General features: G+C 58.6%; 11 protein-coding genes. 3 read left to right on the forward strand and 8 right to left on the reverse strand.

Annotated elements, in window-relative coordinates:
• Window positions 1-76: 76 nt before the first annotated feature.
• Window positions 77-1,765: a B12-binding domain-containing radical SAM protein gene (locus tag BUC26_RS02835; RefSeq protein ID WP_073373313.1), complete on the reverse strand. Its 1,689-nt coding sequence runs from the start codon at window positions 1,763-1,765 to the stop codon at window positions 77-79.
• 333 nt (window positions 1,766-2,098) lie between these two features.
• On the opposite strand from BUC26_RS02835, the gene BUC26_RS02840 reads away from it, so the two are divergent.
• Window positions 2,099-5,185, forward strand: coding sequence for a ChaN family lipoprotein (locus BUC26_RS02840; protein WP_073373314.1), 3,087 nt, complete (start codon window positions 2,099-2,101; stop codon window positions 5,183-5,185).
• A 29-nt stretch (window positions 5,186-5,214) separates the two neighbouring features.
• Here the strand turns inward: BUC26_RS02840 and BUC26_RS02845 are convergent, their stop codons facing one another.
• Complete coding sequence (locus BUC26_RS02845) at window positions 5,215-5,988, reverse strand: exodeoxyribonuclease III (RefSeq protein WP_073373315.1); 774 nt, start codon at window positions 5,986-5,988, stop codon at window positions 5,215-5,217.
• A gap of 196 nt (window positions 5,989-6,184) precedes the next feature.
• Window positions 6,185-7,474: a 3-deoxy-D-manno-octulosonic acid transferase gene (locus tag BUC26_RS02850; RefSeq protein ID WP_161949790.1), complete on the reverse strand. Its 1,290-nt coding sequence runs from the start codon at window positions 7,472-7,474 to the stop codon at window positions 6,185-6,187.
• Between the two features lie 545 nt (window positions 7,475-8,019).
• Between BUC26_RS02850 and BUC26_RS24360 the strand changes: the two genes are divergently transcribed.
• Window positions 8,020-9,018: a peptidylprolyl isomerase gene (locus tag BUC26_RS24360; RefSeq protein WP_073373431.1), complete on the forward strand. Its 999-nt coding sequence runs from the start codon at window positions 8,020-8,022 to the stop codon at window positions 9,016-9,018.
• 467 nt (window positions 9,019-9,485) lie between these two features.
• Window positions 9,486-10,016 carry a DUF4388 domain-containing protein gene (locus BUC26_RS02860; protein WP_073373317.1) on the forward strand — a complete coding sequence of 177 codons (531 nt, stop codon included), beginning with the start codon at window positions 9,486-9,488 and terminating at the stop codon, window positions 10,014-10,016.
• Window positions 10,017-10,037: 21 nt separating this feature from the next.
• On the opposite strand, the gene BUC26_RS02865 is transcribed toward BUC26_RS02860, so the two are convergent.
• The 5 genes from BUC26_RS02865 to BUC26_RS02885 all read right to left on the reverse strand — a co-directional run bounded on the left by BUC26_RS02865 (window position 10,038) and on the right by BUC26_RS02885 (window position 16,051).
• On the reverse strand, window positions 10,038-10,607 hold the full coding sequence (locus BUC26_RS02865; RefSeq protein WP_084540402.1) for an HDIG domain-containing metalloprotein: 570 nt from the start codon (window positions 10,605-10,607) through the stop codon (window positions 10,038-10,040).
• Between the two features lie 23 nt (window positions 10,608-10,630).
• The gene (gene trpS / locus BUC26_RS02870; protein ID WP_073373318.1) at window positions 10,631-11,596 is read right to left on the reverse strand and encodes a tryptophan--tRNA ligase; all 966 of its coding nucleotides are present in this window, start codon (window positions 11,594-11,596) and stop codon (window positions 10,631-10,633) included.
• A 160-nt stretch (window positions 11,597-11,756) separates the two neighbouring features.
• A complete protein-coding gene (gene dnaK, locus BUC26_RS02875; RefSeq protein ID WP_073373319.1) occupies window positions 11,757-13,691 on the reverse strand; it encodes a molecular chaperone DnaK in 1,935 nt (644 codons plus the stop codon).
• Window positions 13,692-13,841: 150 nt separating this feature from the next.
• Window positions 13,842-14,429, reverse strand: a complete 588-nt coding sequence (locus tag BUC26_RS02880; RefSeq protein WP_244155770.1) for a nucleotide exchange factor GrpE — start codon at window positions 14,427-14,429, stop codon at window positions 13,842-13,844.
• 263 nt (window positions 14,430-14,692) lie between these two features.
• A complete protein-coding gene (locus BUC26_RS02885; protein ID WP_073373321.1) occupies window positions 14,693-16,051 on the reverse strand; it encodes a sigma-54-dependent transcriptional regulator in 1,359 nt (452 codons plus the stop codon).

The raw sequence follows: 16,051 nt of genomic DNA on the forward strand, positions 1-16,051 counted from the left end.
CGAACAATGAAAAATTGGCGTCAGGTCGGACCGGCCAGCCCGGGGAGTGATTTTCGTATAAACCCGGGACTGCAGGTCAATCGCTGATTGTCAATAAAACGGTTTTCTGCAAGCCAAACACCCGTTCTTCCCGCTGCGTCAAAAAACAGAGTAGCGCCCCGTCGGGCGGATCACTGCACCCGGTTTGCTCGAGCAGCTGCGGAGAAAAACGATAGAAGATCTGCTTTTTGATAAAACGACTGCGGCCCCGCCGGTCGAACAATCCGTCGATGGCAGCGGGCAGCCGCCGGTACATCTCATCACGCAGCTCCTCGAGGGTGACGTCCTGCTGCAGGTGATCGGGCAGGAAGCGGTGGCCACAGCGCAGCCAATCATAGGTGAGCAGCTCCCGGCACAGATCAGCGTCGCCGCGGCCGTAGAGATGTTCAAACAGCAGGATGCTCAGGGTTTCCTGGGTCGTTCCGGCGCCGCTAAAAACTCGGCGCACGAAGAGCTTGGCCAGGTCCCGGAAAAACATCGCCATGTCCTCGCCGCCGGCAACGAGATAGCGCCACAGGGCGACAAAATAACGATTGTTGACGAACCGCTCCAGACACTCGCCGCGCCGGTACAACGCGCGCAGGGCCGTCTCATCCAGCCAGCGATTGGCAAAAACCGGATAGGGCGGCCGCGGGCTGAAGCGGTAGTGATGGACCGGAGCTGTTGCCGCCATCTCGGTTCCGGGCAGGATCTTGAGCAGTCCCATCTGGATGTAATGGGGCTCCATGGCAAAGGCGTCGTTGATCGAGCGGGCAAAGGTTGCCGCCGATTCAAACGGCAACCCGAGAATCAGGTCGACATGGAGGTGGATCGTCTCCAGTCGTCGCAACCGGCGAATCGTTTCTGCCGCAGTTTCCGGATCGACCGGCCGCCTGATCGCCGCCAGCGTCGACGGATTGGTCGACTGCAGACCGATCTCGAATTGGAACCGGCCCGCTTCGACAGTCTCGAGAAAGGCAAACATCTCCTCGGTGAACCGATCCGGAGCGAGTTCGAAATGAAACAGGGTTGGCCCGTCCTGCTCGGCGAGAAAGCGCCAGATGGCCAAAGCCCGCTGCGGTCGATCGTTAAAGGTCCGGTCGACGAAGCGCAGGGTCTTCGGCCGATGAACCAGGATCGCCGCCAACTCCATCCGAACCTGATCGAGATCTTTGTGGTACAGGCCATGCTCTGCCGACGACAGGCAATAACTGCAGGAAAACGGACAGCCGCGCGAGGATTCGTAATAGACGGCGCGATTGGCCAGCGGGCCGGCAAAGTCTTCCGGTCGATACGGACTGGTCAATACGCGGCCGGCACCGTGAAAGGACGGCGCCCGATAGTGTCCCCGCACCTCTTTTTGCCGAAGGTCGCGGTAAAAATCGCTGCCGGCCGCCTCGATGGCCCCGCTGAAGATGCACACCCGGTCCCGGTCGGCACAACGTATGCCGATCACCTCGGCCTGCGGGCCGCCGACCACGATGCGCGGTCCATTGGAGACGACGAGCAGATCGTCAATAAGGTGTTCGAGCAGCTCGCTGTTCCAGATGACCGCGGAAAAAAACAGATAGTCGGCAGGTTCGTCGGCCAACTGCTGCACAATCTCATAGGGAGGATCGTTGATGGTGAACTGGCGGATGGCCACCGCGGCATCGGGCAGATGGTGCTCCACCTCCTGACGAAGATAAAAACAAGCCAGACAGGAATGGGTATAGCGGGCATTGATGCCGACGGCGACAATTTTCATGTCGTCCCCCGCACCTGTCGAGACCGGCCCCAGTTTTTTTTAGCATCCATGGCCATGCTGGTTATAAGTATCCAATACGCTGCATAACACGTTTTGTCTCTGGACTTCAGGGGAGCTTGAAAAATTCGAAATTTCATTCAAGATCGAGGCGTGCAAGAAAATTTTACCGCAGGCATATACATCATATTCCGAGGATAAGATTTGATTGCGCAACGATGAGATTGGGCGAAATAACAATTTTTCAAGTTTCCCTTTAAACCTGCCGGTTCCAACGTGCTCTGTCCGGTATGCACCCTGACGAAACCATGAAATGTTTCACCGACGAGAATCCCCATGACCCGTCTTTGTACCATGATTCTCTATAGCCTGGCAATGACCCTCGCTATTGCCGCCGCAACCGGTGCCATGACCACCGCGCCGGCCGCTCAGACCGCCCCCCGGATCGAGCTGGCCGTCTCTTTCGACCAGCACCAGGGCCTGCTCCGCGGCACCACCAAACTGACCCTGCCGGCCGGCAACGGGCTGACCCTGCTGCTCGGCGATCTGCGAATCACCGCTGCATTGCTCAGTCTTCCGGGCCGGGAGAACCTGCCGCTGACCATCACCACAGCTGGAACTCTGCCGCTGCCGGCGGCACCCCATGAGCAACGCGTACTGCTTTCCTACGAGAAGCAGGTCGGCGACACCTTTGCCAACAGTATCACCGAGGAAGCAATCGTCCTGACCTCGTCCTGGCACCCGGTGCCCGACCGACCGGTCATTTTTTCGCTGACCGCCCGGGTCCCTCCCTCCTTCCTGGTGATCAGCGAAAGTGATCACCTGCCGGAACCGGACCGGGACGGCTGGATCGACTTTTCCTTCTCTCAGCCGGTCAGGTCGCTGCATCTGGCCGCCGCGCCGTACCACAAGTACAGCCGTACGGTTCGCGACGGTCTGAGCGTTCACACCTTTTTCCTGCCCGGCCAGCAGGAATTGGCCGACGACTACCTCGAAGCCGCGGCGGCCTATCTGAGCAGATACGAGCGTACCATCGGTCCCTACCCCTACGCCCACTATGTTATTGCTGAAAACAGCAAACAGACCGGACTCGGCCTGCCGACCTTCACCCTGCTTGGCAGCCAAGTTATCCGGCTACCGTTTATCCGGCACACCTCGCTCGGACATGAGATTCTTCATTCCTGGTTCGGCAACAGTATTACAATCGCCCCGGGTTCCGGCAATTGGGTCGAGGGATTGACCACCTATCTGGCGGACCTGGCCTATCGCAGTGAGGCCGGCGAAGGTGCGGCAGCGCGCAAGGAGGCGCTGCTCTCCTATCTCAGCTATGTGACTCCGCCGACACCGCCCCTGCGCAGCTTCATCGGGGTCGGTCACGATGATCGGTCGGGTAACCGTGACCGGCGCGCGGTCGGTTATACCCGTTCAGCCCTGCTCTTTCACGAATTGGCCGTACGGCTCGGCGATGCCGCCTTTTCCCGGGCTATCCGGCAATTCTACAACGATTTTCGCGGCCGAGCGGCCTCTTGGGACGACCTGGAGAGGCTCTTTGCCGCCGAAGCGGGTCGGCCGCTGGACCGCTTCTTTCGCGAACGCCTCGATCATAACGAACTGCCGACACTTGCCGTGGAAGACGTCCGTACCGCTTCACGTGCCGATCACACCGTGCTCAGCTTTACCGTCGTTCAACAGCAGGAGCACTCCTACGAACTGCTGCTGCCGGTTACGGTGACCACCGTCGGCGATCCGATCACCCGTCACCGTTTGATCTCCGAACCGCGGACCGCAATTGAGCTGGACCTTGACACCCAACCTCTGGAGCTGATTATCGACCGGGACTACGATCTGGCCCGTACCCTATCCGGGCCGGAACGAAGGCCGGTCTGGTCGCAGATCATGGGCTCGGACCGGGTCCTGACGGTACTTGCCGACGGCGCGGAACGGCACCGCTATGAGCCCTTTCTCAGACTTGCCGAGCATAACTCCTGGCCCGTTGTCGAAACCGGCGATATCGACGCCACCACACTGATCGACAAGGACCTGATCTTCCTCGGCACCTCCGGAGAGGAGAGCCGCGGTCTGTTCGGCACCCCGGGGCTGCCGTCCGACGGTTTTGCCCTGGAGATGCGTGTCCATCCGTTGCGGCCGGAACGGGTCGTCGCACTGGTCTCCTCTGACAGTGCCGAACAGACGGCTGCCGTGGTGGGGCGGCTCAGTCATTACGGTCGTGCCTCGTTTCTCCATTTCCGCCAGGGCAGGCTCGTTGAGCAATCATTCACCCCGTCCCGGCAGGGCATCCGGGTCAGACTGCTGGAGCGCCCGACCGGGCTGGCCCGGGCCGAGCTGGACGACTTTGATCGCCTCGTCGAGCAACTCAGTGACAATCGGGTCGTCTATATCGGCGAGACGCACACTTCCCGGGCCGACCATCTGCTGCAGCTGCTGCTTATCGAGGCCCTGCACCGACGCGATGGAGACCTGGCCATCGGCATGGAGATGTTTCCCGCCTCCAGCCAGCCGGCCCTTGATCGCTACATCTCCGACCCTGATTTCGATGAAGCCGACTTCCTCCGGGAAGCACACTATTTCGATGTCTGGGGCTACGATTACCGTTTGTTTCGGCCGATCTTCGCCCTGGCCCGAAAACACCGGATTCCTGTCATCGGACTAAACGTCGAGCGGCAGCTCGTCAGCACGGTTTATAACTCGGGCGGCATTGACAAGCTGCCCGACGAGCAGCGGTTGGTGCTGCCCGTCGACCGCGACCTAAACCTGCCCGGCTACCGGGAGCGGCTCGTATCCATCCATGCCCAGCACGCCGGCAGCGGAGACGGCGCACGCAGCCCGGAAAGCTTTATCGAGGCTCAGGTCCTCTGGGACGAGGGCATGGCAGCGGCAATTCACCGCTTCCTCAGTGATCATCCGGGAAAAAAGATGGTGGTCCTGGCCGGCAGCCAGCATACCCGCATCGACTCGGGCATCCCGCCGCGCCTTGCCCGGCGGCTGGCCGTCACCCAGGCAACGGTCGGCAATCTGGCCAGTCAATCCATGGCGGCGTTGCGCGATACCGTAGATTATCTGTTTTACCTCGACAGCGAGGCGTTACCGGAAAGGGGCCGGATTGGCGTCAACCTGCAGGACCCCGAGGATTTTTCGGCCGGCCTGCAGATCGTCGGTCTTGAACCGGGATCGCACGCGGCGGCGGCCGGCCTGCAGGTGGGCGATAGACTGCTCGCCATCGACAAGCAAGCGATCACCGATCTGAGCGACGTCCGCATTGCGATGCTCGAGAGACGTCCCGGTGAACTGCTGCCGATCACCATCGGCCGCGCCGGACCGGACGAGCAGCAGGAGATTCAACTCCAGGTGGAGTTGAGCGGATCGCCGGCGCCGCATCCGCCGGTGATGATGCCGGACAGATAGCCGGCAGCGGACAGACACCCGGCCAAGGCTCAGATATCCAGTTCGAGCCCCACCGGGCAGTGATCGGAGCCATCTATCTCGTTTAGAATAAAGGCTTCACGCACCGCCCCGCGATCGATCAGGTCGCGGCTGACAAAGAAATAGTCGATCCGCCAGCCGGCGTTGTTCCGCCGGGCATTGAATCGGTAACTCCACCAGGAATATTTGACGGTATCGGGGTAGAGGGCGCGAAAGGTATCGACATAGCCGCGAGTGACAATATCGTCGAGCACGTCACGTTCGATCCGCAGAAAGCCGGAACGATCCTTGTTGGCCTGGGGGTTCTTCAGATCGATTTCGTTGTGGGCGGTATTGAAGTCGCCGGTAATCACCAGGCTGCGTCCCTGCTCACGCAGCCGATCAGTATAGGCAAAAAAATCGCGATAGAAATCGAGCTTGTAGCCGAGCCGATCGGCATCGCGCTGACCGTTCGGAAAATAGACATTGAAGAGGATGAACGGCCCGTAGTCCAGTTGCAGGACCCGACCCTCCCGGTCGAACCGGTCGATGCCGAACCCACAGCGCACCTCTCGGGGCTGGTGGCGGGCATAGACGGCCACACCGCTGTACCCTTTTTTATCGACTGAGTAATCCCAATACGAATCGTACCCGCTCAGAGCGAGCATCTCACCGGTCCGTTGATCCTGCTGCAGCTTGGTTTCCTGCAGGGCCAGGATATCTGGTGCCATCGCGGCCACCGCCTCGGCAAACCCTTTCTTGTAGATCGCCCGCAAACCATTGACATTCCACGATAACAGCCGCATCAAACACTCCTCGTCTATGCTTCTTAAAAAACAGGGAACCTTGAAAAATTATCATTTCGCCCAATTTCATCGTTGCGCAATCAAATTTATCCTCGGAATATCGTTTATGCCTGCGGTAAAATTTTCTAGCGCGCCTCGATCTTGAACGAAATTCCGAATTTTTCAAGCTCCCCAAAAGTTTAAACCAAACCGATCATCACCGCCGGCACCGATCGCCGAGCGCCGCCACCACCAACGCCGCCTGCCGGTCGACGGCACCGCACTGGTGATGGGCCGCGCGGGCGGCCTCTCCGGACCGTCGGGCCAGCTCGCCGGGATCGTCAAGCAAACACTGCAATCGATCCGCCAACTCCTCGGGCGAGGCTATCCTGAGGCCGCCGCCACTGGCCTCCAGCGTTGCCGCCGCTTCCTGAAAATCATCGGTCGACGGACCAAAAAAGACGACACAGCCCCAGCGCGCCGCCTCCATCAGGTTATGACCGCCGTAATCAACCAGGCTCCCGCCGATAAAGGCGCTACCGGCAATACCATACAATTCGGCCAGATCACCCATGGTGTCGACCAGGATGAAACGCTGACGACGACCCCGGTCGCCGTTAATTTCGCTGAGCAGATCAAAGGCCACCCCATGCTGACGGCAGAGCGCTGCGATCTGTCCCAATCGTTTTGGGTGCCGTGGCGCCAGCAGGCAGATCCGCCCGGTCTCGACCAAGAGACGCAGCAGGGGCAGCAGCATCGCCTCCTCCGGGGCATGGGTCGAGGCGGCGATAAACACCTGCTGCCCTCTGTCCACCTGTAGTCGTTGCCGCCAGTGCGCCCGCACCGCCGCGGGGTCCTGGAGCGGAGTACCGTCTTCCTTGACATTGCCGGTGACGATAACCCTCTCCGGTCGAACCCCCAGGGACAGGAAGCGCTGTCGGTCTTTTTCACCGATCACGGCAAGGCGGTCGAAATGAGCCAGTACCCTGCCGAAAAATGCTCGAAAGCGCTGATAGGTGCCGATGGACCGCTCGGACAGACGGCCGTTGAGGAGTACCGCAGCGGCGCCGGACCGCTTGACCGAATCGAGCAGCAGCGGCCACAGCTCCGTTTCCAGGCAGACATAAAGGATCGGGCGCAACTGCCGCACCACACGGCCGGCCACGCCAGGCACATCAAGAGGCGCCAGGAAGACCGGCAGCGAGCGAGGCAGCAGGGTCCGGGCAAAATCACGACCGTGGATGGTCATCGTCGTCACCACGAAACGTACCTCCGGCACCTGCTGCTGCAACCGATTGATCAGTTCCCGGGCAACAGTGATCTCGCCGATGGAAGCGGCATGCAGCCAGATCAGCGGCCGCCCCGGCTGCCGCTCTGCCCCCCGGTACCAGCCGAGCCGCTCGGTCAGGCCCCGGCGATGAATGCCGGTCAGCAGAACGATCAGCAGCAGGACGGGGAAACAGAGCCAGAACAGCAGCCCGACGATGATGCGGTAACACCAATACACCACTCTTCACCAATTTTTTCTGTGGAAAATGGTAACTCCGGGGCGGTCGGCTGTACCTCCGGCTGCTGCTCTCCGGCCTGATCGGCTGGTCTCAGAGGCCGGCAGACAGGCCATCCATGGCCTGGCCGCCGGACGCGGACGCCCTGTCCGCGCCCCTTCGGGCCCGGTTCTGAGCCCTGCCGGGCCTCCGCGATGCAGCCTGCGGCACAGCCGACCACCCCTCCCGGTTATCGTGATGCTTCTCATCGTTCGCTTTGTCTCTCAAGCAGGAGCAAACAGGATAATCTGGCGCGACGGAGGCCACTTTATCTTCTCGCTCTATGCATCCGCGGGAGGTGCGCTCCCAGATTCGTACGATGCACTAAAACCAGCAATGCAGCAGTCGTCAACCGGGAATCGGCAAACCGCGCCGAATCCTATCGGAAGAGCACGGCTGCTTGACAACGAGGGGCGAATCGAGTAGTGAGAACCTTTCCCGGTAAGCGGATCTTCAGGGAGGAGACGACATGAACAGATCAACAGGGATGATCACCATCCTGATTACCATGTTATGCTGTTTTATCAATGGAGCTGTATCCCCAGTGGAGGCAAAAATGAAGAATGGGTTGTACGCAAAGATCTTTACCGACAAAGGAGAAATCCTGTTGTCTCTGGAATTTGAAAAGACGCCGCTGACGGTCGCCAACTTCGTCGGCCTGGCCGAAGGTACCAAGGAACTCGGTGGTGGAACCGGTTCCGGTCGGACCCGGTTCTACGACGGCTTGACCTTTCACCGCGTCATCCCCGACTTCATGATCCAGGGCGGTTGCCCGCTGGGTACCGGAACCGGTGGACCGGGCTATACCTTTCCCGACGAAATCGATCCCAGCCTACGCCACGACCAGCCGGGCATCCTGTCGATGGCCAACGCTGGACCGGGGACGAACGGCAGTCAATTTTTCATCACCCACGTACCGACCCCGTGGCTCGACGGCAAGCACACCGTATTCGGTCGCGTCGTTTCCGGCCAGCAGGTGGTGGACGACATCAGGCAGGGCGACACCATCACGGCCGTGGAAATCATTCGTGTCGGCGACAAAGCGGAAGCCTTTCAGGCCGATCAGGCCGCTTTTGACAACCTGCTGCAAAATCTGGCCAAGCGACAGCAGGAAAAAGAACTGACCGCCTTGGAGGCCCAGCAGGAATTGATTGACAGCCAATTTGCTGACGCAGTCACCACGCCGAGCGGTCTTAAGTACCTGGTAGTCGAGGAGGGCGTCGGCGAGAGCACTCCACCCCAGGGAACCACCGTCACCGCCCACTACGCCGGCAGGCTTCTTGACGGCACACCGTTTGACAGCTCCTACGACCGGGGGCAGCCGATCAGGTTTCCGGTCGGGGCCGGCCGGGTGATCAAGGGCTGGGATGAAGCGTTTCTGACCATGAAAAAAGGGGAAAAACGGACCCTGATCATCCCGCCGCAGCTGGCCTACGGCAGTGCCGGAAGAGGGCCGATCCCGCCGAACGCTGTGCTCGTCTTCGATGTGGAACTGGTTGACTTCTAACCCCCACAATGGCCAATGTAAATAGGCGCCGTGGTCGGAAGGTCCGGTTAGTGAAAGTGAGCGGGGAACAGGTTAAAACCTGTCCCCCGTTGATAGTGATGCAGACGAACAGCTCGTGGCGCTAAAGCCGGAATCAACACGACCCGTCTCGGACAGCTCCTCGTCAGTACCACACTGACCGGGGGCATTGCCCCGAATCCCGGCACAAAAAAAATGCAGCGGTCATCCCTTTTCAGAGAAAGAGCACGGCGGCCCCTTTCACAAAACCAACCTTAAATATTTATAATTTTTACTGATATGTCACAGACCGGGTATATTTACCAGTTTTTTGCCCCGGTATTTATCAGGATTGTTCTTTTTTTCGCTTTTCGCTACAATAGAATCGACAGGTATACATGGATCGCTGGGGGGGCCCGCAATAGTCCATGGAGCAAGACCCAGGCACATATCACTTGGCAGACAGGGGTATGACCAAAATTTTCGAGAAACGAAGGACCGTAGATTTTCAGGGCTCACTGGACGTTATAGCGATCGAAAACGTCTTCCAACTCCTCTATTACACCAGTCTCTCCGGAAAGCTGCTGCTGCTCAATCCCCCGGCCAAGGCCACCTTTTATTTCAACGGCGGCAGCCTGGTCTGGGGGACCCTGCACACCCGGCAGAAACAATTGGGTCAGCGACTGGTCGAATTGAACGAGATTACCAGAGAACAGCTCGCCGAATGCCTCACCATCCATAGCAACCGGAACCAGCAGGCCCGTCTCGGTGCAATCCTGAAGGAAAAAGGTTTCGTTCGGGAAAACGTTTTGCAGGACTCTCTGAAGGCCCAGGTTAAAGACGCATTTTTCCACGTGCTTTCCTGGAACCAGGGAACCTTTGCCTTTATTTCCAATATCTCGGCAGAAGAAGAGATCGCCCTCAACGAACGGATCGACCATCTGCTGCTTGAAGGGATCATCAGCATCGATCACCGGGACAGCAAAAATCAGGTGCAGTAGGCCCGATTCCAGCCGGTCTCCCTACAACCCGATATCATCGGCAATCCGCTGCATCGCCGTTAGGCTCATCTCGCAGAAATGCGGCACGTCGATACCGAGCAATTCGCACTCGGCAATGATGGTACGATCGGCGCCGCGGGCAAATGCCTTTTCCTTGAAGCGCTTGCGCACCGACTTCGGCTTGACCGCAGCAAGTTTTTTCTCCGGGTTCACCAGCGCGGCGGCAACGATCAAGCCGGTCACCGTCTCCCCGGCGGCCAGCCCGTAATGCAACGGCTTTGAACGCGTGGCGCCGGGATGGGCCTGCAGGTTGTGCAGGCGAATCGCCTCGACAATCTCCGGATCGACCCCGCGATCGTTCAGTATCTCAACAGTCCGCGTGGTATGAGTATCCAGGTCGGGGTGACTTTCGGCATCAAGGTCGTGCAGCAAGCCGGCCAACCCCCACTTGTCGATATCCTCCCCCACCTCCTCGGCCACCGCCCTCAACACCGCTTCGGCGGCCAGGCTGTGATTGACTAGGTGCGGGCTGTGCAGGTGCTCGCATACCAGTTTATAAGCTTCTTCTCGGGTAATGCCGTAATCCGCCATGTCGTTCTCTCCTCCGCCGACTGTCAATAGCGCAGTCCGACCCGATCGCGAACCAGATCGAGGGTCGTGACGGCTTGCGCCCGGGCCTTTTCCGCGCCCTGTTTCATAATCCGTCGGACCTCACCCGGATCTGCCAGCAGTTCCTCCTTGCGGGCCCGGGCCGCAGCAAAATGCTCGCTGATCAACTCAAACAACTCCAGTTTGATATGGCCATAAGCAGCACCCCCATGCAGATAAAGATCACGGACTTCGGCGAGACGGGACGGCGAAGCAAAGAGGCGGAAAATCTGAAACAGATTGCACGTATTTGGATTTTTCGGCTCATCCACCCCGGTGGCGTCCGTCTGGATGGCCATGATCTTCTTTTTCAGTGCCTTTCCGTCAAGAAAGATGGGGATAGTGTTGTCATACGATTTGGACATCTTCTGTCCGTCCAGGCCGGGTACCGTCGCCGTCTGCTCATCGATGCCCGGTTCCGGGATCACGAAGGTTTCGCCATATTCATTGTTGAACTTCTGGGCAAGATCGCGGGCGACTTCAAGATGCTGTTTCTGATCCTTGCCGACCGGCACTTGTTCGGCCTGATAGAGCAGAATATCGGCAGCCATCAGGACCGGGTAGGCAAACAGACCGTGACTCGGACTAATGCCTTTGGCAATCTTGTCCTTGTACGAATGACAGCGCTCGAGCAGTCCCATCGGGGTCAGAGTCGAGAGGATCCAGGTCAACTCGCAAACCTCCGGGACATCCGACTGCACCCAGAACAGACATTTTTCCGGGTCGAGACCGAGGGCCAGGAAATCGGCGGCGGCCTCGATCGTCCCCTGCGCCAACCGGTCACGATCATGCACCGAGGTCAAGGCGTGCAGATCGACGATGAAGACATAGAGTTGCGCCCGTTCCATGTGGCCGATCATGGTTTTCATCATACCGAAGTAGTTCCCGATATGAAGCTTTCCCGAAGGTTGGATCCCTGACAAGATTCTCATGGCGATTTATTCCGTTGCGAAGACATCTTTGCGGTCCGGCCCGGTGCCGGTACAAAACGGAAGACACCTTACCGGAAAACAAAAAAAAAGGGGAGAGGGAAAAATCCCCCTCCCCGCAGCCGCTCTGCCGGCAACCTGGCTGAAGCTGTCGGCGGCTGGACTATTTCACTTCTTCAAAGTCGGCATCGACAACGTCATCGTCGCCTTTGCCGCCACCTTTCGAGCTGCCACCGGTCTGAGAAGACCCGCCTTCGGGGCCACCAGCATCGCCGCCGTCGGGATTCTCCTTGGCGGCCTGGGCATACATGATCTCCGCCAATTTGTGCGATGCGGTGGTCAGCGCCTCGATACCACTCTTGATGGTCTGAAGATCGTCTCCCTTCAGGGCGTTTTTGACATTTTCCAGTTCTTTCTCTACGTTGCCTTTGGTTTCACCGTCGACCTTGTCGCCGAGGTCTTTAAGGCTCTTTTCCGTCGCATGCACCAGGGCATCACCCTGGTTCTTGGCTTCGACCAGTTCACGCCGCTTACGGTCTTCTTCGGCGTGCAACTCGGCGTCCTTCTTCATACTCTCGATTTCCGCCTCGGTCAGGCCCGATGAAGCGGTAATACGAATCGATTGTTCTTTGCCGGTGCCGAGGTCCTTGGCGGACACGTGCAGAATACCGTTGGCGTCGAGATCAAAGGTTACTTCAATCTGCGGGACACCGCGGGGAGCCGGCGGGATATCGGTCAATTCGAAACGCCCGATGGTCTTGTTGTCCTGAGCCATTTCCCGCTCACCCTGGAGCACATGGATGGATACGGCCGGCTGGTTGTCGGCGGCGGTGGAAAAAATCTGACTCTTCTTCGTCGGCACCGTGGTATTCTTTTCAATCAGTTTGGTGGTCACGCCGCCCAATGTCTCAATGCCAAGAGACAGCGGAGTAACGTCGAGCAGCAGAACGTCCTTTACGTCCCCTTGCAGGACACCACCCTGGATAGCAGCGCCGATCGCCACGACCTCGTCGGGGTTGACTCCTTTATGCGGAGTCTTGCCGAAGATCTCCTCGACTTTGGCCTGGACCCGCGGCATCCGGGTCATCCCGCCAACCAGGATAACTTCATCGATTTCCGATGCATCGAGACCGGCATCCTTCAGTGCGGTGCGGCACGGACCGACTGTCCGGTCGATCAAATCTTCAACGAGCCCTTCAAATTTCGAACGGCTGAGTTTCACGTTGAGATGTTTCGGGCCGGTCGCATCGGCGGTGATAAACGGCAGGTTAATATCGGTCTCAACGGTGCTGGACAATGCCATCTTGGCCTTTTCCGCCTCTTCCTTGAGACGCTGCAGGGCCATTTTGTCGCCACGCAGATCGACCCCCTGATCACGTTTAAATTCATCTGCCAACCAGTTGACGATGCGCATGTCGAAATCTTCACCGCCAAGGAAGGTATCACCGTTGGTCGATTTGACCTCAAATACGCCGTCGCCGATTTCCAAAATCGAAATATCGAATGTGCCGCCGCCAAGATCGAAAACGGCGATCTTTTCCTCGTTCTTCTTATCCAGGCCATAGGCCAGTGAAGCAGCGGTCGGCTCGTTGATGATACGCTGTACGTTGAGACCGGCGATCTTACCGGCATCTTTGGTGGCTTGTCGCTGCGAATCGTTGAAATAAGCGGGTACGGTAATGACCGCATCGGTTACCTCTTCGCCGAGGTATTCCTCCGCCGTCTGTTTCATCTTACCCAACACCATCGCAGAAATCTCTGCCGGTCGATAGCTTTTGCCCTCAACTTCGATGGCCACGCTGCCGCTGGTTCCCTCGACAATTTTAAAGGGGCTCAGGCTGATCGATTTCTGCACCTCAGCATCGGTGAACTTGCGGCCGATCAAGCGCTTGACGGCATGCAGGGTGCGGGTTGGGTTGGTCACCGCCTGTCGTTTGGCAACCTGTCCGACGAGCCGCTCATTGTTATCGACAAAGGCCACCACCGACGGCGTCGTTCTGTTTCCTTCCGAGTTAGCGATCACCTTCGGGTCACCGCCTTCCATTACCGCCACACAAGAGTTGGTGGTACCAAGATCAATTCCGATGATTTTACCCATAATTCCTCTCCTTATATCAAATAAACCGGACCGTCAGTTCCAATCCGAATTCCTACCGGATATAGTCAGTTGTCAAATAATCCTCTATCACAATTCTCATTTATCCAGGGTTGTCAAGGGGATCGATACGCTCTTCTGCCGCAAAGTCGATCACTGGACGGCCCCGGAAGAAACAACCACCCGCGCCGCCCGCAGCAGGCGGTCCTTATAGCTGTAACCTTTCTCGAATTCACTGATCACATGGTTGGTCGGCACCGAATCACTCGGCTCCATGGCCAGCGCTTCCTGAACGTTGGGATCGAATGGCTCGCCGGCGCTCGACATCGGTCTAACTTCAAATTTTTCCAGGATGGTGAGCAGACTCTTCAATGTCAGCTGAACACCTTCACGCAACGCCTCAAGATTCTTTTCCGCTTCAAGGCCCTCGACGATCCCCTGGTCTACGGCCCGTTCGAGGTTATCAACCACCGGCAGCAGTTCGCGAAAAATCGGCTCACCGGCATACTTGAGCATCGTCGACCGTTCGCGTTCCATCCGCTTCTTGTAGTTCTCAAACTCGGCGGCAACACGCAGCACCTTATCGCGGAGTTCGGCAGACTCGGCACGCGCTCTTTCGAGCTGCTGTTCGATGCTCTCTTCCTCCGCAACCAGTGCTTCTCCCTCATCAGAAGGCGTCGTATCCGCTGTTTCCGCCACTTCGTCTTCCCAGGGCTGTTCGTGTTTGCTGTCCTTAGTCACCAATACCTCCGCTTAAAAAACCACACGTGAACCGAGCAATACGCACGCAACTGTTCGTCCGGAACGTTCGTCCCGCAGACGCGTCCCCAAACCTGAGCGAACAATAATGAGCGCATTTTTCGTTGTCAAGCTGACCCCGGAAAAAAGCAAAGAGCGGGGTTCGGCCCGATTTTCACTATGTCGGACGGAAAGGCAAGGAAGGACAAGAAAAAGCAAAGAGGGCCCGGTCAGCACCTCAGTCGGCAGAGCCGGGGGCCACCGGCTTATGGTTCGTCATATTTCTGCAACTTGTTTTGCAGGGTCTTGCGGGTGATGCCGAGACGGCGCGCCGCCTCACTCTTGTTGCCGCCGGTCTCCTCCAGCGTCTGCAGGATCAGCAGCCGCTGGGCCTCCTGCAGCGTGGCCGGACGCTCTCCGGTGGTAACGGGATGCTGCCTGGCATAGTTTTGCACCTGCAGCGGCAGACTTCGCTCGGTCAGCTGATCGCCGCGCATCAGAATGATGCCCCGCTCGATGGCATTTTCCAACTCCCGGACATTTCCGGGCCACGGATAGGAACAAAGCAACTCCATGCAGGCCGGCGCAACCGACTGAACCCGCCTCCGGTTCTTGTCGGCGAAGTGCTTGACGAAGAAATCGACGAGCAGCGGAATGTCCTCGCGCCGTAGGCGCAGCGGCGGCACCTCGATGGTCACCACGTTCAGCCGGTAAAAAAGATCCTCGCGAAACACTCCGGCGGCCACCTCTTGCTCCAGGTTACGATTTGTGGCGGCGATAATGCGCACCTGAACCGACAGCGAATCTTCGCCGCCGACCCGCTGCACTTCACCTTCCTGCAAGGCTCGAAGCAATTTAACCTGCATGGCCGGCGTCGTCTCGCCGATCTCGTCGAGAAACAACGTCCCCCCGTCGGCCTGCACAAAACGGCCGTCGCGACGGCGATCGGCCCCGGTGAAAGCGCCCTTTTCGTGGCCAAACAATTCCGATTCGAGCAGAGATTCGGCAAGCGCCGCACAATTGACCTTGATGAACGGTCCCTGTCGACGCTCACTGTTGCGGTGCAGGGTTTCGGCCACCAGCTCCTTACCGGTACCGGACTCCCCGGTGATCAGTACCGTGGCCTCGGTCGGCGCCACATAGGAAATCATTTCCAGCAGCTCGCGCATCGGCGGCGAGTCGCCGATAATCCTGGTCTCCAGGAGTCCCTGCTCCTCACCTACCTGCTGCCGTCGCTCTTCCACCTGGTGGTGATCGACGGCCCGTCGCAGGCTCAGCCGCAGCCGGTCGAAATCGAGCGGTTTGGTCAGGTAATCGTGGGCCCCCTGTTTAATGAGGTTGACCGCATCATCGACCGAAGAATAGGCGGTCATGATGATCACCGGCAGTGCCGGCCTGATCCGGTGAATCTCGGCAAAAGCCTCGTGGCCGCTCATTCGGGCCATACGCACATCCATCAGCACCGCATCGTAGGCACGTTCCCTTATGGCCGCAACCGCAGTATCACCATCGTCGGCCTCGACGCACTGCCAGCCCCAGTCCCGCAGCAGAGAGCGCAGCATGAAGCGATGCACCTGTTCGTCGTCGACAACCAGAATGCTCCCGGCCACCTTGCTTGGTACCAT

The sequence above is a fragment of the Desulfofustis glycolicus DSM 9705 genome (assembly GCF_900130015.1).
Lineage (GTDB): Bacteria > Desulfobacterota > Desulfobulbia > Desulfobulbales > Desulfocapsaceae > Desulfofustis > Desulfofustis glycolicus.

What these genes read in the sequence shown, in the direction of transcription:
- BUC26_RS02885 (WP_073373321.1), bottom strand. Translation starts at nt 16,051, where the DNA reads ATGGTACCAAGCAAGGTGGCCGGGAGCATTCTGGTTGTCGACGACGAA.
- BUC26_RS02865 (WP_084540402.1), bottom strand. Translation starts at nt 10,607, where the DNA reads ATGGCGGATTACGGCATTACCCGAGAAGAAGCTTATAAACTGGTATGC.
- dnaK (WP_073373319.1), bottom strand. Translation starts at nt 13,691, where the DNA reads ATGGGTAAAATCATCGGAATTGATCTTGGTACCACCAACTCTTGTGTG.
- BUC26_RS02845 (WP_073373315.1), bottom strand. Translation starts at nt 5,988, where the DNA reads ATGCGGCTGTTATCGTGGAATGTCAATGGTTTGCGGGCGATCTACAAG.
- BUC26_RS02860 (WP_073373317.1), top strand. Translation starts at nt 9,486, where the DNA reads ATGACCAAAATTTTCGAGAAACGAAGGACCGTAGATTTTCAGGGCTCA.
- trpS (WP_073373318.1), bottom strand. Translation starts at nt 11,596, where the DNA reads ATGAGAATCTTGTCAGGGATCCAACCTTCGGGAAAGCTTCATATCGGG.
- BUC26_RS24360 (WP_073373431.1), top strand. Translation starts at nt 8,020, where the DNA reads ATGTTATGCTGTTTTATCAATGGAGCTGTATCCCCAGTGGAGGCAAAA.
- BUC26_RS02835 (WP_073373313.1), bottom strand. Translation starts at nt 1,765, where the DNA reads ATGAAAATTGTCGCCGTCGGCATCAATGCCCGCTATACCCATTCCTGT.
- BUC26_RS02840 (WP_073373314.1), top strand. Translation starts at nt 2,099, where the DNA reads ATGACCCGTCTTTGTACCATGATTCTCTATAGCCTGGCAATGACCCTC.